Source organism: Arthrobacter sp. MAHUQ-56 (assembly GCF_019710585.1).
GTDB lineage: Bacteria > Actinomycetota > Actinomycetes > Actinomycetales > Micrococcaceae > Arthrobacter.
Genome location: NZ_JAIFZQ010000025.1, coordinates 47495 through 67556, shown reverse-complemented (window position 1 = coordinate 67556; position 20062 = coordinate 47495). Strand labels below are relative to the sequence as shown.

Sequence of the window (20062 nt, the reverse complement as noted above, 5' to 3'; positions counted from 1 at the left end):
TAACCGCAGCTTGGAGGGCTGATGACAACTGTTCTGGACACCGTGGTGATCGGCGGCGGGGCCATGGGCTCGGCCGCCGCCTGGGCGCTGTCCCGCCGCGGACGCGAGGTGACGCTCGTGGAGCAGTTCGGCCCCGCGCACAAGATCGGCGCTTCGCACGGCGCCACCCGGAACCTGAACCCCGGGTACCACCAGCCTGAGTACGTGGCCATGCTGGCCGAGGGCCTGGCGCTGTGGGAGGAGCTGGAGCAGGAAAGCGGCGAGCAGTTGCTGGCGCGCACCGGCATCGTCAACCACGGCGTCAACCCGCACTTTGCAGAGGTTGCCGCCGCCCTCACCTCCGCCGGTATCCGGGCGGAATTCCTGGACCCCGCCGAGGCCGGCGAGCGCTGGCGCGGCATCCGCTTCGACCAGCAGGTCCTCCACATGCCCGACGGCGGCCAGCTCAACCCCGAAGCAGCATTGCCCGCCTTCCAGCGGCTGGCCGCTGCCCGCGGCGCCGGGATCAGGCACCACACCAAGGTGGTGGGCTTCGAGATGCACGACGACGGCGTGCGGCTGACGCTCGAATCCGCTGCAGGCACCGAAGTGGTCACCGCAGCGCAGGCCGTGGTGACTGCCGGCGGCTGGACGGAGAAACTGCTGGGCAGGGCCCGCGGCAAGGACGCAGGCGAAATCCGGATCCCGCAGCTGACGGTCACGCAGGAGCAGCCCGCGCACTTCCGGATCACGGACACCGGCGCGGTGTGGCCCGGGTTCAACCACTACCCCGGGCCGGACTACCAGGGCTGGTACTCCCCCGTGTACGGCATGCAGACACCCGGCGAGGGCGTCAAGGCGGGCTGGCACGGAGTAGGACCCGTGGTGGACCCGGACCACCGCGATTTCCTGCCGGAACCCGCGCAGCTCGCGGCCCTGCAGGACTACGCCCGGCAGTGGCTGCCGGGCGTGGACGCCGACTCGTTCGAGGCCATCAGCTGCACGTACACCACCACCCCGGACGAGGACTTCATCCTGGACCGGGTGGGGCCCGTGGTCATCGGGGCAGGGTTCTCCGGGCACGGCTTCAAGTTCACACCGGTGATCGGGCGGATCCTGGCGGACCTGGCCACCGGGACCCGGCCCGCGCCGGAGATTTTCCGGGCGTCCCGCTAGCTCTGCAGCTAGCGGGAGCTCCGCGGCTTCGGGGCTGCGGCCGCAGGTTTGTCCCCGGCTGCCTCGCCAATCTGGCCAGCCTGTTCCAGCGTCCCGGCTTTCACGGCGGGCATGGCCAGCACCGCCGCCACCGTGAGCAGGCCGGCCACCAGGGCGGCCAGGAACACGGCACTGGAGGCGGCAACAACCGCTGAGGGGTTCCCGTTGCCGCCGGCGCCGCCGTAGATCGAGTTGGCCACGGCACCGAACACGGCGACGCCCAGGGCGCTGCCGATGGAACGGGCGAACATGTTGGTGCTGGTCACCACGCCACGTTCATGCCACGGAACGCTGGACTGGGCGGAAATGAGGGTGGGGGTGGCCAGCAGGCCCAGGCCGAGCCCGACGACGAAGCAGCTGAGCGCGATCAGCACCACGTTGGGTGCGCCCGCCGTCAGCGACAGGATCAGCAGGCCCGCAACCGCGATGGCGACGCCGATCAGGGCGGTGGCCTTGAACCCGATCCGGAGGTAGAACTTTCCGGCCTGGGAGGCGCTGAGTGGCCAGCCGAGGGTCAGGGCCGCGAGGGCCAGCCCGGCGACCAGCGGGGAGGAGGACAGCGCGCCCTCAAGGAACGTGGGCACGTACGAGGTCAGCCCGATCATGACCGCGCCAACGCCGAAGGACACGAGCGCAGTGGTGGCCAGCAAGCGCCGGGAGACCACCCAGGAGGGCAGGACGGGCTCCGCTGCGCGCCGCTCCACAAGCAGGAACGCGGCCAGCAGCAGGGCGCCGACGATGAAGATGCCATAGCTGACGGGAGAATCCCATGCCCAGGCTTGGCCGCCCTGGAGGGCGCCGAGGATCAGCAGGCCCAGCGAGCCGGCCAGCAGGGCAGCACCCGCGTAATCCACCTTGTGCCGGGCCCGTTCCACGTTCTCGTGGAGGGTCCGGACCAGCATCCATCCCGCCAGCAGGCAAAGCGGCACGTTGACCAGGAAGATGCCGCGCCAGATGCCCAGGGCCGAGAAGACACCGCCCAGGCTGGGGCCCACCACGGAGGAGATGGCCCACACGCTGGCCAGGTAGCCCTGGACCTTGGCGCGTTCCTCCAGCGAGTAGATGTCGCCGGCGATGGTGATGGAGACCGGGAGGACTGCCCCGGCACCCAGTCCCTGCAGGGCCCGGAAGGCGATCAGGGAGGGCATGCTCCAGGCAACGCCGCACAGCACCGAGCCGAGCAGGAACAGCCCGATGCCGGTGAGGATGATCGGCTTGCGGCCGGCCATGTCGGAGAGCTTGCCGTAGATGGGCACGGACACCGCCTGCGCCAGCAGGTAGGCGGAAAAGAGCCAGGGGAAGCTTGAGAAGCCGCCGATGTCATGGACGATGGACGGAACGGCAGTGGCCACGATGGTGGAATCGATGGCCACGAGCCCGGTGGACAGCATGAGGGCGATGAGGATGGGCCCGCGTTCGGACCGGAATCCCACGCCTTGTTTAGCGTCAGCCATGTCAGACAGCCACCAGCCCTGCGGCCTGGGCCAGCAGTTCCACGGAGCGCAGCCGGCCCTCGGTGCCGGTGCTCTGGTGCGCCACGATGAGTTCGTCGGTGTCGGCGTGCTTGCCGAATTCCGTCAGGTATTCCATGACGACGTCGGGCGTCCCCACTGCCGAGTAGCGCATCATTTGTGACACGTGCTGCCCCTGCGGCGAGTCGAGGACCGTGTCCGCCTCGTCGTCCGTGAATTCCCGGCCGCCGCCGAAGAAGAGGGAGACACGGGCACGCTTGGTGGCCAGCATCATGTCCTGCGCCTCGGATGCGGAGTCGGCGGCGATGACGTTGACGCCGGCGATGACGTACGGCGCGTCGAGCTGGGCGGACGGCTTGAACTCGCGGCGGTAGATGGCCACGGCGTCCTGCAGCGCCGCCGGGGCAAAGTGCGAGGCGAAGGCGTAGGGCAGGCCCAGCTGGGCGGCCAGGCGGGCACCGAAGAGGGACGAGCCAAGGATGTAGAGCGGAACGTTGGTTCCCTTGCCGGGGGTGGCTTCAACTCCCTGAATGCGGGTGGGACCGGTGAGGTAGCCCTGCAGTTCCAGGACGTCCTGCGGGAAGCTGTCGGCGGACATCGGGTCGCGGCGGAGCGCCCGCATGGTGTTCTGGTCGCTGCCGGGAGCACGTCCCAGGCCCAGGTCGATCCGGCCGGGGTGCAGGGTTTCCAGGGTGCCGAACTGTTCGGCGATGGTCAGCGGCGAATGGTTGGGGAGCATGATCCCGCCGGCGCCCAGTCGGATGGATTCGGTGTGTGCCGCAACATGGGCGATCAGGACGCTGGTGGCCGAGGAAGCGATGGAGGACATGTTGTGGTGTTCGGCGTACCAGACCCGCCGGTAGCCCAGCTTTTCGGCCTTTTGCGCCATGGCCACGCTGCCCGCGAAGCTCTCCGCCGCCGTCTGGCCTTTGCCGATGGTTGCCAGGTCAAGGATGGAGAGGGGAAGAGTCACGTCAGGTGCCGGCCTTTCAGGAATGTTGCGTAGTGTGTTGCCGGCCGGATTAAGGCGGGCACTTGGTGCATAACGACGGCGGCCCCCGGCTTATTTCTGTGATCTGCGGAATACTCAGCCTACTGATGATGTTGCCGCCCCTATGAGCCCAGAGACAACGAACCAGCTGGAACTGTCCACAACTATCGACCTGAAGGACCTCGGAACCGTGCACCGGCTCGGTTTTGGCGCCATGCGCATCGTCGGCGACGGGGTGTGGGGCGAGCCCGCGGACCGCCAGGCCGCCGTGGCCGTGGTGCGCCGCGCCGTCGAACTCGGCGTCGACTTCATCGACACCGCCGACTCCTACGGCCCCAACATCAGCGAGGAAATCATCGCCGAGGCCCTGCACCCCTACAAGGAAGGGTTGAAGATCGCCACGAAGGTGGGCTTCACCCGCACCGGTCCGAACAAGTGGGTTCCCGTGGGCCGGCCTGAATACCTCCGCCAGCAGACCGAGCTGAGCCTGCGCAAGCTCAAGGTGGACACCCTGGACCTGCTGCAGTTGCACCGGATCGACCCCAAGGTGGACCGCGAGGAGCAGTTCGGCGTGCTGCGCGAACTCCAGGACGAAGGCAAGGTCCGTGCCTTGGGCCTGTCGCAGGTGGGCGTTGAGGAACTCGAAGCGGCCGGGAAGCATTTCACCGTGTCCACCGTCCAGAACCGCTACAACCTCACCGACCGAAGTTCCGAGGACGTGCTGCGCTACTGCGAGGAGAACGGCATCGGGTTCATCCCGTGGGCGCCCATTTCCGCCGGTGAACTCGCGCAGCCCGGCGGTCCGCTGGATGCCGCTGCCAAGCGGCTGGGCGCCACTGCCTCGCAGGTTGCCCTCGCCTGGCTGCTGCGCCGCTCGCCGGTGATGATGCCGATTCCGGGTACCGGTTCCGTGCACCACCTTGAAGAGAACATGGCCGCCGCCGGCATCACGCTCGACGACGACACGTATGCCGGGCTTGAAGCCGCCGGCAAGTAGACAACGAGCAAGACAGAGAAACAACAGTCAGGAGAAACAGTTATGGCAAACATCCTTATGGTCGTCTCGGCCGCGGATTCCCTCACCATGAAGGACGGCAGCGAACACCCCACCGGCTACTGGGCCGAAGAGCTGGTGGTGGCCCACCAGACCCTGACCAGGGCCGGCAACACCGTCCACATCGCAACTCCCGGGGGCAGGAAGCCCACCGTCGACCAGGTGAGCCTGGCCGCCGAGTCGGCAGGTGGCGAGGAGCGGGCGCAAGGCTTCAAGGACTACCTGGCCAAAATCGATAACGAGCTGGCGCACCCGCTGGTCCTGGCCGACGTCGACGTTGCCGGCTACGACGCCGTGGTGATGCCCGGCGGCCACGGCCCCATGGCCGATCTCTACAAGGACGCCGACCTGGGCCGGTTGCTGGTGGCCGCTGACGGCGCCGGCAAGGTTATCGCGCCGTTCTGCCACGGCCCTGCCGGGCTGCTGAGCGCAACGGCCGACGACGGCGGGTTCCCTTTCAGGGGCCGCCGCCTCACGGTCTTCAGCAACGAAGAGGAACTGGGCGGCGGGACCGGCGAGAACACGCCGTGGATGGTGGAGGACGCGCTGAAGGAAAAGGGCGCCGTCGTCGAAAACGCCGCTGCCTGGTCCTCCAACGTGGTGCGGGACGGCAACCTCATTACCGGCCAGAACCCCCAGTCCAGCGAGGACGTGGCCAAGGAAGTCCTCAAGGCACTGTCCTGAGTTTGACGTCAACGCAGTAGAAGAGGGGACCAGCCACGGGCTGGTCCCCTCCCTTGTGGCGCACGACGTTGGGCGCCGCGCTGCCTGCTACTTCAGTTTGAAGTTGGCACTGATGGAGCTTCCGTCGTTCGCCGTCATGGTCAGCGTGTAGCAGCTGCCGGCCACGGTGGGCGTCTTCCAGTTGTAGATGAACTGGCCGGAGGTGGCGTCGTACCGCAGCGATGTGTTGCCCGTGGCGGTGGTTTCAATGTCGTCCACCGGGCTCAGGAGCGAGCACGTCACCTGCTTCGTAGTGAACTTGGCCAGGGCCGGATCGGTCAGTTCGGTGTCGCCTGCGAAGATCTCGAACTTGGCCGGAACGGTGCTGCCGTTCTTGACCGTGTTCAGCACACCGTTCATGTCGACCGGCTGGTAGAAGCCCTTCAACGTCCAGGCCTTGACCGTGTAGGACTGCGTCACCGTGGTGGTGTTGCCAGCCAGGTCTTTAGCCGTTGCCGTGAGGGTGTGCGGGCCAACTGCAGAACTGTAGCCATCGACCACGCAGCTCCCCGCGAGGCCCGAAACGCTGTCCGACGCCGTGCAGGTGGGTTTCGCGGCGGTGGCGCCGAAGTAGCTGTCGGCGACGACGGAGTCGAAGGAAACGGTCGGAGCAGTCTTGTCGATCTTGAAGGTATGCGACGCCGCACCCGCGGCAGTGGTGTTGCCGGCGATGTCGCTGAACGCGGGGCTCAGGACCTCAACCTCGCCTTCACCGTCGGTGGTTGCCGTCCGGGTAGCCGTGGCCAGCCCCGATGTTGCGTCGGTGCCGGTGAAAGTGGCAACCACGTCACTGCGGTACCAGCCGTTCGTGCCGTCAAGTCCCGCTGCACTGGTGTAGCCGACGGACGGCGCAGTCTTGTCGATCTTGAAGGTCTGCGACGCCGCACCTGCGGCTGTGGTGTTGCCGGCGATGTCGGTGAATGCCGGGCTGTCCACCTTAACCGCGGCACCCTCGCCGGAGGAGGTCACGGCCTGCGTTGCCGCCAGCAGCCCGGAGGTGGCGTCGGTTCCGGTGAAGGTGGCCTCGACGTCGGAGAGGTACCATCCGTCGTTGCCCTGGGTGCCGGTCCCGCCGCTTGCAGCGACAGTGGGTGCTGTTGCATCCTTCCCCAGGTTCACGGTCTGGGTGGCAGCAGTTCCGCCCGAGCTGCTCGCGGAGCAGCTGAAGTCGGTTGCCACGAGATCGGCGGTGATGTCCTGGTCCTGGCACCCGGTCAGCTGCAGGGTGCTGGGAGAATCCTCTTCGGTGACGATCCAATGCAGGGCCACCGGGCTCTTGTACCAGCCGTTGGAACCGTCCGGGATGGCGGGCGACAGCGTGTAGGAGATCTCCGGGGCCGACCCGTCAGTGATGTTGTACGTGACGGAACTGCTGGCGGTGAGGCCGCCCTGGTCCGTGTAGGTGCAGGAAGCCGTCTGGGAACCGACACCGCCTGCTGCGTCGGTTCCCGAAATGGCGCTCAGCGTTGCCCCGAAAGTGCTGGCGCCGTCTTCAGTGTCCGAAACGCTGCAGAGAGCCGCTGGGACTGATCCCTTGACGTAGGAAGCCCCCGCCGTCACCCCCGTGATGTTCAGGACCGGCGCGGTGTTGGAAGGTGCCGCGGCTGCCACGTTGACGGTGAACGTGGCGGGCGCGAGGTTGAAGGTGCCGCCGGTGTTGTTGCTGACCTGGCTGGCACTCACGGTGGCAGTACCGGCCCCCACCGGTGTGATGGTCAGGGTCTTCGTGTCCCCACAGGATGTGAACGTGACGCTCGAAGGTGACACGGTAGCGACGGCTGTGTTGCTGGAGGCGAGGTTCAGCGAAAGCGTTGTGGAACCTGTCAGGTTGCAACCGTTCTTGATGTCGTTCGTCGGGGCGACCGCGAGCGTCGTGGTCCCGTTCGCGCCGCCCGCGTTCAGCGGTAGCACCTCCGCGGTTGAGTCGATGCTGCCGTCAAGGTTGTTGAAGATGTCGTCCGCGAACGCCACTCCGCCGCCCGTCAGCAGCAGGCTTCCCGCCGCCACCGCCGCGGCTGTTTTGGTGCTGGTTCGCCTGAGCAGGCCCGTCCCCCCAGCAGTCGTTTTCCCACCTGGCGAATGATTCATGTGTATGCCTCCCTCATGGCTTACGGCCCACCCGGACCGCAACGTACTTCACCGTAAGTTGGGGCATGGGCGGAGAACACGCGTAATGACCACCTGTCTTTCCTCCGTGAGTACTCGTTTTCTGCTGGACCCGTGGCGGTGGCGTGGGCGGACTGGCCGCGGGTCGGCGGGTCGGCGGGTCGGCAAAGTATGAGGCCGTGCTGTCCGACGCAACCGTCACCGGCACACGGAAGGAAAAGTCCGAACTGAACCCGGCGGGGAACGTCGTCAGTTCACCAGGCCGGCAGTGCGGGCACCGGGCCCGTCGCCTCAAGACCCCCGGCATCGCCGCGCGCCAGCCACTTCAGAAGCCCCTCCCGGTCAGACTCGACCCGCAGGCCGCCGTCACCGATGACCCATTCATCGCGTTCCTCGGTCACCAGCGTCATCCCCGGCGCTCCCTTGGCACGCAGCGCGCGCACCACGGCCTCGATGGCATTCAAAAGCGAATCCGGGTCAGCCTCTTCGATGGTCCAGGCAGTGTCCAGGTCGTTGTGGTGCACCACCACCTCCGCAATCCGGAGCGCAACGATGGACGTGGCCGGCAGTTCCCGGCCGGCCACCCGCACTTCCGGTGCCGCAAGGTCCCCGGTCAGCCGCGGGGCTTCAACCGCGAACTGAACGGCCGATTCCCGGACTTCAGCCAGGAGTTCCTCCCGCGGCAGGGCAGCAAGGGCGGCGATAGCCTCCGACCGTGCTTCACGGGAAGCGTAGAGCTGTCGTTCCTCCCCGGAGACGGCCCAGTCGATCAGCCCCACCAGGGCACGTCCACTGGATGAGACGTGGGCGATGACGTGGGCACGGGTCCACCCTTCACAGAGCGAAGGAGCAGCCAACTCATCATCGGACAAGGAGGAGACGGTGGCCAGGAACATTTCCGTCTCCCGGCCCAGGCGGGACAGGTCTGCGTGCAGGCGCGCTGGATTGATCATCACGCCAGCCTAACCGCGGCGCCACGGCGCCGGCCATCGTTATCGCACCCCTGTTTCATACCGGCAGCATATGGACTAAGACCCCGCCCCAACCACCGCCGGAATGGGGTTCCGTTGGCGTGGTTGAGGCCTGTCCCCGCCGGATTCATTGAGCCGGCCGTCACCTTTGATATGTGGATGCCGCCCAATGCACCCCCGGCAGGAAACCCGGCATTTGCCTCATATGTTCCACGTCACATTCCCTGTCAGGCTGGGTTGCCGAGGCCGCAGACCGGATTCCTCCGGAGCCGCAACGCCTTCACATCCACCCCCGAAAGGACATGGGACCATGACGCTGCCCTACCCGCATTCCACGATCTCCGGAGATCCGGGGAAGGAAGCCCGCACAGCCAACTGGGTGGCTTTCATAATTTGCGCGGCCCTCCTGTTCGATGGCTATGACCTGGTGGTCTACGGCACGGTCCTTCCCGGCCTGCTGGCGGACGCCGGCCAAATAGGGCACTTCGATGCGGCCACTGCCGGACTCCTCGGGTCCTGGGCGCTGATCGGCGTGCTGGTGGGGGGTCGCTGGCATGCGGGGCCATCGGGGACTTCTTCGGCCGCCGCCGACTGATGCTCGCGGGCATCGCCTGGTTCTCCCTGGGCATGTTTGCTACCGCACTGGCCACAAACGTGGCCGCCTTCGGCGCCCTGCGGTTTGCCACCGGACTGGGCCTGGGCATCGTGATCGCCAGCGCCGGGGCCACGATGGCCGAGTTCGCCCCTGCGGGACGGCGGCAGTTCTACAACGCGATCGTGTATTCCGGCGTCCCCGCGGGCGGCGTGCTGGCGTCTGTCCTGGGCATCGCCTTCCTGGACAGCATCGGCTGGCGCGGGCTCTTCATCATTGGATCCCTGCCCCTCCTGGTCATCCTGCCAATCGCGTGGCGAAAGCTGCCGGAATCCCCGCGGTGGCTGATGGCCTGTGGCCGGGAAGAGGAAGCCCTGGCGGCTGCATGGCGCACCGGGGTACCGCTCGCCGAGGAAAAGGTGATCCGCCAGGTTGGTGCCGCGCCGCGGAAGTCCGGCTTCGCCGCCGTCTTCTCCCGCCAGTTCGCCGTCGCATCCATCCTGCTGGGCCTGATGTCATTCTGCGGACTCCTGCTGACGTACGGCCTCAACACCTGGTTGCCCAAGATCATGGAAGGCTACGGATATGGCAGGACCTATGCCCTGTTCTTCCCGCTGGCCCTGAACCTTGGCGCCGTGGTGGGCGGACTGGCCGCGTCCCGGATGGCGGACCGGAACGGACCGCAGCGGGTCATCGCTGCCACGTTTGCCCTCGCCACCATTTCCCTGGGATTGATGACGTTTAGCTTCCCGCTGCCGCTGCTCTTCGCCTTCATCGCCACCGCCGGCGTGGGAACGCTGGGAACCCAGGTGCTGGTCTACGGCTTCCAGTCCAACTACTTCACCACCAATGCCCGGGCCGCCGGCGTCGCCTGGTGCGCCAGCGTGGGCCGCCTCGGCGGCGTGCTGGGTCCGATCATCGGCGGCTGGCTGGCAGCCGCCGGCATCGGCGGGGCCACAGCCTTCTACCTCTACGGGGCGGTGGCCCTGCTCGGCGCCGCCGTGACCATCCTGGTGCCGCGCCAGCACCGTCTGGAGAAGGCGGCGGACGCCGGCCTGGAACAACCCGATTACGTCGGAAAAGTATCTTAGTGCAGCCCTTTAGGGTTACTCTATGAATCAATGAGGCCGCGCTGCGCCTCATCCCTATCGGTTGGAGAGGCGGCATCGCAATGGAGATCCGGCAGCTGAACTACTTCATTGCGGTGGCGGAAGAGCGCCATTTCGGCAGGGCAGCCAAGCGCCTGCACATGGCGCAGCCGCCCCTCTCGCAGCAGATCCGCCAGCTGGAGGACCAGCTCGGCGTCCAGCTTCTCAACCGCACCACCCGCCGGGTGGATCTGACGGCGGCGGGGCAGCTCCTGCTGGACCGCGGCCGCCAGATCGTCAACGACGTCGAAACGCTCCGGGCAGATGTCTACCAGGTGGGCAAGGGCGCCACCGGCGTCCTCCGGGTGGGGTTCTCGGGGTCCGCGACCTACGGCGTCATGCCCCGGATTGCGCGCCTCAGCAAACAGCTCCTGCCGGGCTTGTCGCTGGCGCTGAACGGGGAAATGCTGACGCCATCCATGGAAGCGGGCCTTCGGAACGGGACCCTGGACGCGGCACTGCTGCGTCCCCCCGTTGCGTCCGAGGAGATCGACTACCGCGTCGTCACCCAGGAACCGCTCGTCGTCGCGCTTCCCTCCTTCAGTGCCCTTGCGGTGGACCGGCCCGTGGCCATGCACGAACTGCAGGACCAGGACTTCATCGCCTACTCGCCTGAGTCCGTGCTGAACCGTATTACCTCGGACCTCTGCCGCCAGGCGGGCTTCCAGCCGCGGATCACGCAGGTGGTGGGCGAGACCTCCACGATGCTGGCGTTCGTGGCCGCGGGCGGCGGCATCGCCGTCATGCCGTCCAGCGTGCGCGCTTTCCAGCTTGAAGGGGTCGCGTACCGGGAGATCGACAATGTTCCTCCGGTGGAACTCGCCGTCGCCTGGCTGCGCGGCCACCGCTCGGCCCTCCTCCAAAACTTCCTGGACATCGTGGCCACGGCAACGTCTGACGCGTCGGCTCCTGGCGCTACTCATACTCCTGTTGATGAAAGGCTTCTCCCATCATGAAGATCGCAGCCATCGAGGCGATCCCGTACTCGATCCCGTACCGCCACCCGCTCCATTTCGCTTCCGGGTCCGTTCACGAGGCCGACCATGTCCTGGTACGCGTCCATACCGATGACGGCCTGGCAGGCACTGCAGACACTCCACCCCGCCCCTACACCTACGGCGAAACGCAGAAGTCCATCGTCGCGGTGGTTGAGGACGTCTTCGCCCCGCAACTGGTAGGCACTGACATCTTTGACCGGGAGAAGATCCAGGCGGTCGTGGCCCGGACGGTACACAACCAGACTGCCAAGGGCGCGGTGGACATCGCCGTGTGGGACGTCATCGGCAAAACCCTGGGGCAGCCCGTCACCAAACTGCTGGGTGGCTACACAGACTCCCTGCGGGTATCCCACATGCTCGGATTCAAGCCCGCCCAGGAACTCCTTGAACTGGCCCTGGAGTTCCGGGAGACCTACGGCATCAACACCTTCAAGCTCAAGACCGGTCGCCGTCCGCTGCATCTCGACATCGAGGCCGCCAGGGTGCTGCGGCAGGGCCTGGGCGAAGACGCCGAGCTGTACATGGACGCCAACCGCGGCTGGACAGCCAACGAGGCCGCCGAGGTGCTGCGGCGCACCGCCGATCTTGGCCTGCAGTTCCTCGAAGAGCCCGACGACGCCCGTGAGGTCCTGGGCCGCCGCCGCCTGGTCACCAACTCCCCCATCCCCATTGCCGCGGACGAATCCGCCGCCAACCTCGGCGAGGCCGCCCGGGAAATCCTCACCGGCGGGGCGAACCTCCTGGCCGTCAAGACCGCCCGGTCCGGCTTCACCGAAGGCGCCAAGATCGTGGGGATGGCCGAGGGCATGGGCATCGATGTCTACATCGGCAACCAGATCGATACCCAGGTGGGCACCGTGGCCTCCGTGGTGTTCGGCGCAGCCTTCGCCCACACGGCCAAACGGGCTGCAGAGCTGTCCAACTTCCTGGACATGTCCGATGACCTGCTCGCCCAGCCGCTGGCCATCACGGGCGGCCGGATCCACGTCCCTGAAGGTCCCGGCGTGGGCACGGACGTGGACGACGACAAGCTCGCCCGCTACCGCACCAACTGACAACATCCCTTCCACCGAGAGGCCATCGATGAAGTACCTGGTTCACATGGACGTCAAACTGCCCGCCGGCATGCCTGCCGAAGAAGCCGCCGGAATCAAGGCCCGGGAGAAGGCCTACTCCCAGGAGCTGCAGCGTGCCGGCAAATGGCCCGAGATCTGGCGCGTGGTGGGCGAATACGCCAACTACTCCATTTTCGATGTCGAGTCGAATGACGAACTGCACGGGATCCTGCAGGACCTTCCGCTGTTCCCGTACATGGACATCACGGTGGTTCCGCTGGCCAAGCACCCTTCTGACGTCAAGTAGGCAGCAGTCCCTGCGGCGTTCCGGGTCACTCCTTGGCCCGGAACGCAGCAGCGAGTTCGCTGCGGGACCGGATTCCCATCTTCCGGTATAGCCGCGTTAGGTGGTACTGGACGGTCTTTTCGGCCAGGAACAGTGCCCGGGCGGCTTCCTTGTTCGTGGCGCCCGCAGCCACCAGTTCGGCGACAGCCTGTTCCTGCGCGGTGAGCTGGAGATGGTGGCTGCCCACCGAGGAGAGCACCGGATCGGCCGGGTCCGGCAGGTTCCCCACGTCCAGGCCCGTTGCCTTCAGCTCGCGGTCACACCGTTCCACGTACGTGGCCGCGCCGAGGGTGTCATACAGGTCGCGGGCCGCGCGCAGCACCGATGAGGCCACGCGCCGCTTGCCCGCCCGGCGCATGCTTTGCCCGAACGCGAAACTTATCCGTGCCCGCAGATAGGGGCGGTTGAGTCCCCGGAGGTGTCCCAGCGCCGCCTCGAAGTGTTCCCGTGCCGTGTCCGGATCCCCCTGCGCGGCCAACAGCCGGCCCTTCGCCCACGCCATGCGGGCCAGGTCGGAAGGGACTTCGCGTTCGCGGTGCACTCCTTCGAAAGCGGTGAGGAACGATTCGGCCTCATCGAGCTTGTCGGTCATGACCAGCGCATTGACGTAGGTGTCCTGCCACGGCCAGAAGGACACCCGCTGATCAGTCCAGGGATCCAGGTCCGCAAGGGGCTGCAGGGCGGCCAGCGCACTTTCGTAGTCCGCCCGGGCCTCGTGGAAACGGGCGCGGGCCAGGCTGGCCGGGACCTGCATGGCCCGGTAGGTGCCCGGCTGCACCGCGGCCTGGGAGACGTAGTACCGCGCACGGTCCCAGTCGCCCCGCATGGACCACAGCTCGGCCGCCGTCCAATACAGCAGCGGCCGGATCAGCGGCATCCGCGAGGTCTCCAGCCGCACGCTTGCCCGCGCGATAGTTGCGGCGGCGGCATCCCAGTTGCCCAGCACAAGGTGGGTGCGGGCCAGCCAGGCTTCGGCCCACAGGGAGATCCGCAGAGATCCGCCGCGGTACTCCGTAGGGGCCGCCGACTCAAAATTCACCAGCGCCGACTCCGCATTATCCAAGCGGAGGGCCAACCAACCGGCACCCATCTGCACCCGCTGCTTCTGGGCATTCTCGGCCGCCTGGGCGGAGGCCCGCTGGTAGGAGGCCTCGGCGTCCGCTATCCGTCCCTGGGCATAGAGGCCCAACCCGTAGATGGCCTCCGACTCGATGTGGGCCGGGGTTCCGGGCTCCGTGAGCGCCATGGCCCGCTCAGCCCAGCCGGTAATCATCGGGCCGTCCCAGCAGGCCACCCCGTGCAGCACGAACCGCTGCGCCACCTGTGCCGCCGCGGCGGGTTCGTGCTGTGGATTGCTGGTGCGCCAGGCCATCTCCAGCTGGCTTTGGGCGCTGTCATGTTGGCCGGACACGGTGGACAGGTACCCCAGGACCGAGGAGCGCAGGGGCGACGGCGGCAGGGCATCCACGGCCCCGGCCCACGCCTGCGCCTGCGCCACATTGCCGGAGCCAACCAGGGCGTCGACGGCCCTGAGGAGCCGGAGGTTGCGGTCGCGGATGTCGGGGGACAGCCCAGAGGCGGAGAACAGCGCAGTGGAGGCATCCTGCCACGCCCCAACCGTGGCCTGCCGCCGCGCGAACTCTTCCAACTCGGCGGCCAGGGTTTCGTCTGCGGCCGGGGTGGCGGCTACACGGTGGCCCAACTGTTCGCCCTCGGACTGGACGGCTTCGGCGGCTACCCGGTGCAGGGCAATGCGCCGGCTGGGGACGATCTGTTCGTAGACAGCCTCTGCCGCGCCGGGTTCCAGAAACACGACGGCGGAGCGGGACTGGTCCACGGACAGTCCCAGCAGCCCGGCCCGGTGCCCCTCGTCGAGTGCCGGCATGAGGGATTCCAGGCCAGCCACCCGGGCCACCTCGGCCAGGCCCGCGCCGGGGCCAAGCACCGATGCGGCCTCCGCAGCGGCCACCAAGGCAGGGGACGCGGCAGCCAGGACGCTGCGCACCCTGGCGCGCACCCTGGAGGTGGGCGGCAGGGAAGGGAACCACGACTGCCAGGTCTCCGGGGGAAGCTCACGAAGCAGCTCCACGATGGACTGCGCAATCCCGCCGGTGTGCGCCACCAGGCCGTGGGCCGCCGTCGCGCTGAGGTCCAGGCCGAACAGGCTCCGCGCCACGTCCTGGACCTGCTGAGGCGAGAGGGGCTCCAACGAAATGCGGGCCACCTGGTGGCCGGTGAGGAAGTCGAGCACCCCGGCGGGGACACGTGGGGCGTCCATGGGGTTGAGGGTCAGCAGGAACAGGACCCGTTTGTCGTGCAGCCTGCGCATGACGAAAGTGAGGATGCGCAGGCTTTCCACGTCGAGTTTGTGGACGTCGTCGACGGCCACCACCACGCTGCCGTGCGTCTGCAGTCCTTCGAGATGGGTGCTGAGGGTTGCGGCGTAGTTGATCACCTGGGCGGGTGTCAGGGAGGCGACCGGCCCCGCCTCCCTGGCCGGGCCGCCGTCGTAATCCTTCGCTGTGCGCAGCGGCAGGGTCCGCATGAGCTGGGAATAGCCCGCGAGGGCGAACTGTGCCTCCCAGTCGTCCCCCATGGCGGACAGCACGCGGACGCCGCGGGCTGACGTCCGGCAGTGGTCCAGGAAGAGCTCCAGGAGGGCGGTCTTGCCGGACCCGGAGGGCCCGGTGAGGACCACCGTTTCCACCGTGCCCTTGCGAACGGTCCGGAGGGTTTCCAGCAGCTGCTCGAAGACGCCGGCGCGGCCCGCCAGCGGGAAATCCTCAGCCGTGTCGCCCTGGGTGGAGCCCGCCGTCATGGCTGCAATCCTACCGGAGCGGCCTGGGCGCCCCCCATGGCGTGCATCCATCAGATGCACTAGCCCAGGTCGCCGCCGGCCACCGGAAGGATGCTCCCGGTCAGGTAGGACGCCTCGTCCGACGCCAGGAACACGATGGGCGCCGCCTGCTCATCCAGGGTGCCGTAGCGCTTCATGAACGAGGAGTCCACCGTCTGGTCGACAATGGCCTGATACCAGTCCTTCTCGATGGCGGATTCGGCTTCCGGCCCGCGCTTGACCTTGCGCGGCGGGGCCTCGGTGCCACCCGGGGCGGTGGCCACCACGCGGATGCCGTTCCCGGCAACCTCCATGGCCAGCGACTGGGTCAGCGCATTGACGCCGCCTTTCGCCGCTGCGTAGGGCACCCGGTGCATCCCCCGGGTGGCCACAGACGAGACGTTCACGATCGTGCCGGAGCCCTGCTCCATCATGACCGGCAGTACTGCCCGGCAGGTCCAGAGCGTGGGAAAGAGCGAGCGGCGGATTTCCTTCTCGATCTTGTCCTCGTCGTACTCATGGTAGGGGCGGGCCCAGATGGTGCCGCCCACGTTGTTGACCAGCACGTCCACGCGCCCGTGGGCCGTGAGCGCTGCCTTGACGGCCTGGGTGGCGCCGGCGAAGGTCTCCAGGTCCGCGGTGACGGACGTGGCCGCCCCGCCCGAACCCGACGCCTTGGCGGCCTCGTCGATACCGCGGGCAACATCGTGGACCAGGTCCGCGCGGTCCACCAGGACCACTGCGCCGCCTTCGGCGCCGATGCGCTGGGCCACCTTCTGCCCGATCCCCTGGGCAGCACCGGTAACGACGGCGACCTTGCCGCCAAACCTGCCGGGGGTCACGTATTGTCCGGCGTACGGTACAGCCATCAGAGGGCAGCCTTGGCGTCGATGGCACCTGCCATAGTTTCCTTTGCATCGTGGGCGTGCGCTGTGATGACGGCGCGAAGGTGGTCCTTGTCGCCGCGTTCGAAGGCGTTCACTATCTCAAGGTGGTCCTGGGTGACCCTGTCAAAGATCGGCGTGCCGGCTTCGAAGGCCGCGGCCATCTGGGCGTGGACGTCCAGTCGGCGGTAGGACTCCAGGAGCATCGGGTTGTCACAGACCATGAAGAGGTACTCGTGGAATTCCTCGTTGGTGCGCGCGAACTCGTCGGGGTCAGTGATATTCCCGTCCTGCACCGAGCCGGTGGTGGCTTCGGCCAGGCGGCGGAACTGGCGCAGCTGCTCCTCGCTGAGCCTTCCCAGCAGCAGTTCGCTGACGGCAAGCTCCAGTCCCATGCGGGCATCCAGCTGGGCGAAGCTGTCCTCCTTGCGGAAATCCAGCCGGCCGGTCTCCAGCGAGGACACCGCTTCCCCGCGGGTCATGGTGTCGCCGTCGGCCTGGATCTTTTCCACCGGAGCCGGGGCACCCGTTTCGGCGTCGCCTCCGGTGGTTTCCTTCGGTGCGAAGCGCTCGAAGTAGAAATTGGCGGGCTGGATGCCCTCGGTATCCAGCCACTTGGAGACGGCGTTGACCATGGGCGGCGGGCCGCAGAGATAGATGTCCACGTCTCCGTCGTTGAGGTGCTTCGGTTCGATGATCTGGGTGACGTAGCCGGTGTGTGGGGCGGAGGTGCCGGGCTCGGAGGCGATGTAGTCCCAGGTGAAGCCGGGCAGCTTCGCCTCGTACGCCCGGAGCCAGTCAAGGCCCACGATGTCCGCTTCCCGGGTGAGCCCATAGATCAGGTGGACCGGGCCGGCGGGCGGCTTTTCGGAGAGCTTCTCCAGGATCGACAGGAGTGGGGCCAGCCCGGTGCCGCCTGCCAGGAGCAGCAGGGGCCGCTTGGGCTCGCGGAGGAAGAATGATCCGTAGGGGCCGGTGAATTCGATGGAGTCGCCCACGGCGGCGCGGTCGCGCAAGTATTCGGACATGGCGCCCTGCGGGGTGACACGCACCATGAAAGACGCGTCCTGGACCTCGGGGCCGCTGCTGAAGGAGTAGGACCGCTCGGCGTCGGTGCCGGGGACCTTGAGGTTGACGTACTGTCCGGGGAGGAAGGCCAGCCCATCCCGGTTGTCCACCTCCAGGGTGAAGGACACGGTGGTGTCGGTGTGCCGGTTGAGTTCCTTGATGGTGGAGGTGAAGCTGGCCGCTGCCGTCTTCGCTGACTCCGACGTGGCCGGGATCTGGATGGCCAGGTCGGACTCCGGAACGGCCTGGCACGTCAGCAGGTAGCCCTTGTCCAGCTCCTCCTCCGTCATGGCGTCGTCGATGAAGTCACCGGGGTCGAAGGAACCGGAATCGCAGAACGCCTTACACGTGCCGCAGGCGCCGTCGCGGCAGTCCGACGGGATGTTGATGCGCGCCTTGTAGGCGGCGTCCATGACGGTCTCATAGTCACCGACCTTGATGACTTTGGTGACGCCGTCTTCGAAGCTGAGGGCTACGTTATGGCCCATGGGGATCCTCCTGGCTGGGTGGGCGCGTCGTCGCGTCCCGGGATAAGTTCTGGCGTGCCCGCGGGCACGGGAGTGGAACCTGCCGTGCGGCGCCCGAAACCCCGGGCACCGGTCCGGGCAGGTCAGATCATGTAGACGTCCACCACGTGGTGGATGTAGTCGTTCTTCAGGACCACCTTCTTCTTCAGGATCACCGGCTGCGCGCCGGAAAGGTCCACCGTGTAGTAGCTGGTGCCGAAGTAGGTGTCGGTCGTGTTGTAGCGGAAGTACAGGGTGAACCAGTTGAACCGCACGTCCACCTTGCCGCCGTCGTTCGCCAACACCTCGACGTCGGTGATGTTGTGGCCCGTGCGTGGCTCGGGGAGGGAGGTTGCCGAAGACCTGTCGGTCTTGATCCGGAACACCCGGTCCTCGATGCCGCCGCGGTTGTCGTAGTAGATCAGGGATATTTCGTTCTGGGGATCCTGCGTCAGCTGGTCGTCCACGTCCCAGGCCGGCATCCAGAATTCGGAGTCCGGGTGGTAGCACTCAAGCCATTCATCGAACTGGCGGTCGTCCAGGAGGCGGGCTTCCCGGTAGAGGAACGCCCTCACGGTTTCGAGGGTGGCAATCTCGTCGGCGGACTTCAGGACCGGGGCGGTGTGGGTCAGGTTGGTCATGGGTATGCGCTCTCTGTGGTTCGGGTGGGCTTTGTCAGGCGGTAACGGGAACGGCGTCCAGCGCGGACCGCTCCTCTTCCTCCGCCAGGGCCCGGTCCATGACTTCCTTCCAGTACCCGTGCTGGATGGGGTAGAGCCCTTCATCTTCCGTGCGCACGCCGGAGGCGATCACCCGGGTCATGCCCAGGGCCTGGGCCTGCTCGTCCGGGCCGGTGATCTCGTGGGCGGAGCCGCGGGTCATGTCGTTCCACGGGGCGCTGGTGGCCCAGTAGGTCTTGTTGCAGGAGCGGAATTCCTCCAGGTCGTCCGGCGTGGCCATGCCGGTGGCGTTGAAGAAGTCCTCGTACTGGCGGATCCGCTTGGACCGGTTCTCCTGCGATTCGCCCTTGGGCGCGATGCAGTAGATGGTCACCTCGGTCTGGTCAGCGGAAATCGGCCGGAAGTGGCGAATCTGCGAGGAGAACTGGTCCATGATGTAGACGTTCGGGTACAGGCACAGGTTGCGCGAGATGTTGATCATGAAGTTGGCCATCTCCTCGCCGTACTTGGCCACGAGCTCGTCGCGGCGGTCCCACAGGGGGCGGTCCTGGGGGTTGGTCCACTCCTGCCACAGCAGCAGGTGCCCGTGGTCGTAGGAGTAGAAGCCGCCCTTGACCTTGCCCCACTTGCCGGCGTCCATGGCCTTGGTCGTGTTGGCGGAGTCCCCGGCGCTGCGGCGGGCCGTGGTGGCAGCGTAGTTCCAGTGCACGGCGGTGACGTGGTAGCCGTCGGCGCCGTTCTCGGCCTGGACCTTCCAGTTGCCGTCATAGGTGTACGTAGAGGAACCGCGCAGCACTTCAAGGCCTTCGGGTGACTGGTCGACGATCGAGTCAATGACCTTGGTGGCATCACCCAGGTGCTCCTCAAGAGGGAGCACCTCAGCCTTCAGCGAACCGAACAGGAAGCCGCGGTAGGACTCGAAACGGGCCACCTTGGTGAGGTCGTGCGAGCCCTCCTTGTTGAAGGTCTCGGGGTAGCCGGCGTTGCGGGAGTCCTTGACCTTCAGCAGCTCGCCGGAGTTCTTGAAGGTCCAGCCGTGGAACGGGCAGGTGAAGGTGGTGCGGTTGTCCGTCTTGCGGCGGCACAGCATGGCGCCGCGGTGCGAACAGGCGTTGACGAGGCAGTTCAGCTTCCCGTCCTTGTCCCGGGTGATCATCACGGGGGTGCGTCCGATGTACGTGGTGAAGTAATCGCCCACGTGGGGAATCTGCGACTCGTGGGCGAGGTACACCCAGTTGCCCTCGAAGATGTGCTTCATCTCAAGCTCGAAGATCTCCTGGTCGGTGAAGATCTCGCGCTTGGCCCGGATAATGCCGTTTTCACGGTCGTCGATCACGGCGTCGGCAAGGACCTCGCGGGCATGGATCAGGTTCTCGGTCATGGCGTGCTCCCTCATTGGAGATTGCTGGACGGATGGTCGGGAGGTCCAGCCGGGGAC

General features: G+C 67.0%; 17 protein-coding genes. 8 read left to right on the top strand and 9 right to left on the bottom strand.

Annotated features, from left to right (window positions below; translation table 11 throughout):
• Positions 1 to 21: 21 nt before the first annotated feature.
• Complete coding sequence (locus K4G53_RS19705; protein WP_221387381.1) at positions 22 to 1155, top strand: FAD-dependent oxidoreductase; 1134 nt, start codon at positions 22 to 24, stop codon at positions 1153 to 1155.
• 8 nt (positions 1156 to 1163) lie between these two features.
• Here the strand turns inward: K4G53_RS19705 and K4G53_RS19700 are convergent, their stop codons facing one another.
• Complete coding sequence (locus tag K4G53_RS19700) at positions 1164 to 2648, bottom strand: MFS transporter (protein WP_260323883.1); 1485 nt, start codon at positions 2646 to 2648, stop codon at positions 1164 to 1166.
• A 1-nt stretch (position 2649) separates the two neighbouring features.
• Entirely contained in the window at positions 2650 to 3639 is a 990-nt protein-coding gene (locus K4G53_RS19695) for an LLM class flavin-dependent oxidoreductase (protein WP_221387380.1), read from the bottom strand.
• 142 nt (positions 3640 to 3781) lie between these two features.
• Here K4G53_RS19695 and K4G53_RS19690 point away from each other — a divergent pair, with 142 nt between their 5' ends.
• On the top strand, positions 3782 to 4654 hold the full coding sequence (locus tag K4G53_RS19690) for an aldo/keto reductase (protein ID WP_221387379.1): 873 nt from the start codon (positions 3782 to 3784) through the stop codon (positions 4652 to 4654).
• A gap of 42 nt (positions 4655 to 4696) precedes the next feature.
• On the top strand, positions 4697 to 5395 hold the full coding sequence (locus K4G53_RS19685; RefSeq protein ID WP_221387378.1) for a type 1 glutamine amidotransferase domain-containing protein: 699 nt from the start codon (positions 4697 to 4699) through the stop codon (positions 5393 to 5395).
• 87 nt (positions 5396 to 5482) lie between these two features.
• On the opposite strand, the gene K4G53_RS19680 is transcribed toward K4G53_RS19685, so the two are convergent.
• On the bottom strand, positions 5483 to 7441 hold the full coding sequence (locus tag K4G53_RS19680; RefSeq protein ID WP_221387377.1) for a PxKF domain-containing protein: 1959 nt from the start codon (positions 7439 to 7441) through the stop codon (positions 5483 to 5485).
• A 353-nt stretch (positions 7442 to 7794) separates the two neighbouring features.
• On the bottom strand, positions 7795 to 8493 hold the full coding sequence (locus tag K4G53_RS19675) for a maleylpyruvate isomerase family mycothiol-dependent enzyme (protein ID WP_221387376.1): 699 nt from the start codon (positions 8491 to 8493) through the stop codon (positions 7795 to 7797).
• Positions 8494 to 8821: 328 nt separating this feature from the next.
• Here K4G53_RS19675 and K4G53_RS21410 point away from each other — a divergent pair, with 328 nt between their 5' ends.
• The 5 genes from K4G53_RS21410 (at position 8822) to catC (ending at position 12611) form a co-directional block, all read left to right on the top strand.
• On the top strand, positions 8822 to 9106 hold the full coding sequence (locus K4G53_RS21410) for a hypothetical protein (protein ID WP_260323881.1): 285 nt from the start codon (positions 8822 to 8824) through the stop codon (positions 9104 to 9106).
• Positions 9106 to 10194 carry an MFS transporter gene (locus K4G53_RS19670; protein WP_260323880.1) on the top strand — a complete coding sequence of 363 codons (1089 nt, stop codon included), beginning with the start codon at positions 9106 to 9108 and terminating at the stop codon, positions 10192 to 10194. The genes K4G53_RS21410 and K4G53_RS19670 overlap by 1 nt, the downstream gene beginning before the upstream one ends.
• 80 nt (positions 10195 to 10274) lie before the next feature.
• Positions 10275 to 11207: a LysR substrate-binding domain-containing protein gene (locus tag K4G53_RS19665; protein ID WP_221387375.1), complete on the top strand. Its 933-nt coding sequence runs from the start codon at positions 10275 to 10277 to the stop codon at positions 11205 to 11207.
• Positions 11204 to 12304, top strand: coding sequence for a mandelate racemase/muconate lactonizing enzyme family protein (locus tag K4G53_RS19660; protein WP_221387374.1), 1101 nt, complete (start codon positions 11204 to 11206; stop codon positions 12302 to 12304). The genes K4G53_RS19665 and K4G53_RS19660 overlap by 4 nt, the downstream gene beginning before the upstream one ends.
• A 28-nt stretch (positions 12305 to 12332) precedes the next feature.
• The gene (catC, locus tag K4G53_RS19655; RefSeq protein WP_221387373.1) at positions 12333 to 12611 is read left to right on the top strand and encodes a muconolactone Delta-isomerase; all 279 of its coding nucleotides are present in this window, start codon (positions 12333 to 12335) and stop codon (positions 12609 to 12611) included.
• Between the two features lie 25 nt (positions 12612 to 12636).
• Here the strand turns inward: catC and K4G53_RS19650 are convergent, their stop codons facing one another.
• From K4G53_RS19650 to benA, 5 genes are all read right to left on the bottom strand, one after another.
• Positions 12637 to 15468, bottom strand: a complete 2832-nt coding sequence (locus K4G53_RS19650; protein WP_221387372.1) for an AAA family ATPase — start codon at positions 15466 to 15468, stop codon at positions 12637 to 12639.
• A gap of 59 nt (positions 15469 to 15527) precedes the next feature.
• Positions 15528 to 16355, bottom strand: a complete 828-nt coding sequence (locus K4G53_RS19645) for a 1,6-dihydroxycyclohexa-2,4-diene-1-carboxylate dehydrogenase (RefSeq protein WP_221387371.1) — start codon at positions 16353 to 16355, stop codon at positions 15528 to 15530.
• Positions 16355 to 17926 (bottom strand): benzoate 1,2-dioxygenase electron transfer component BenC, encoded by a 1572-nt coding sequence (gene benC / locus K4G53_RS19640; RefSeq protein WP_221387370.1) that lies wholly within the window; start codon positions 17924 to 17926, stop codon positions 16355 to 16357. The genes K4G53_RS19645 and benC overlap by 1 nt, the downstream gene beginning before the upstream one ends.
• A gap of 122 nt (positions 17927 to 18048) precedes the next feature.
• Positions 18049 to 18585, bottom strand: coding sequence for a benzoate 1,2-dioxygenase small subunit (gene benB / locus K4G53_RS19635; protein WP_221387369.1), 537 nt, complete (start codon positions 18583 to 18585; stop codon positions 18049 to 18051).
• A 34-nt stretch (positions 18586 to 18619) separates the two neighbouring features.
• The gene (gene benA, locus K4G53_RS19630) at positions 18620 to 20005 is read right to left on the bottom strand and encodes a benzoate 1,2-dioxygenase large subunit (protein ID WP_221387368.1); all 1386 of its coding nucleotides are present in this window, start codon (positions 20003 to 20005) and stop codon (positions 18620 to 18622) included.
• Positions 20006 to 20062: the final 57 nt, after the last annotated feature.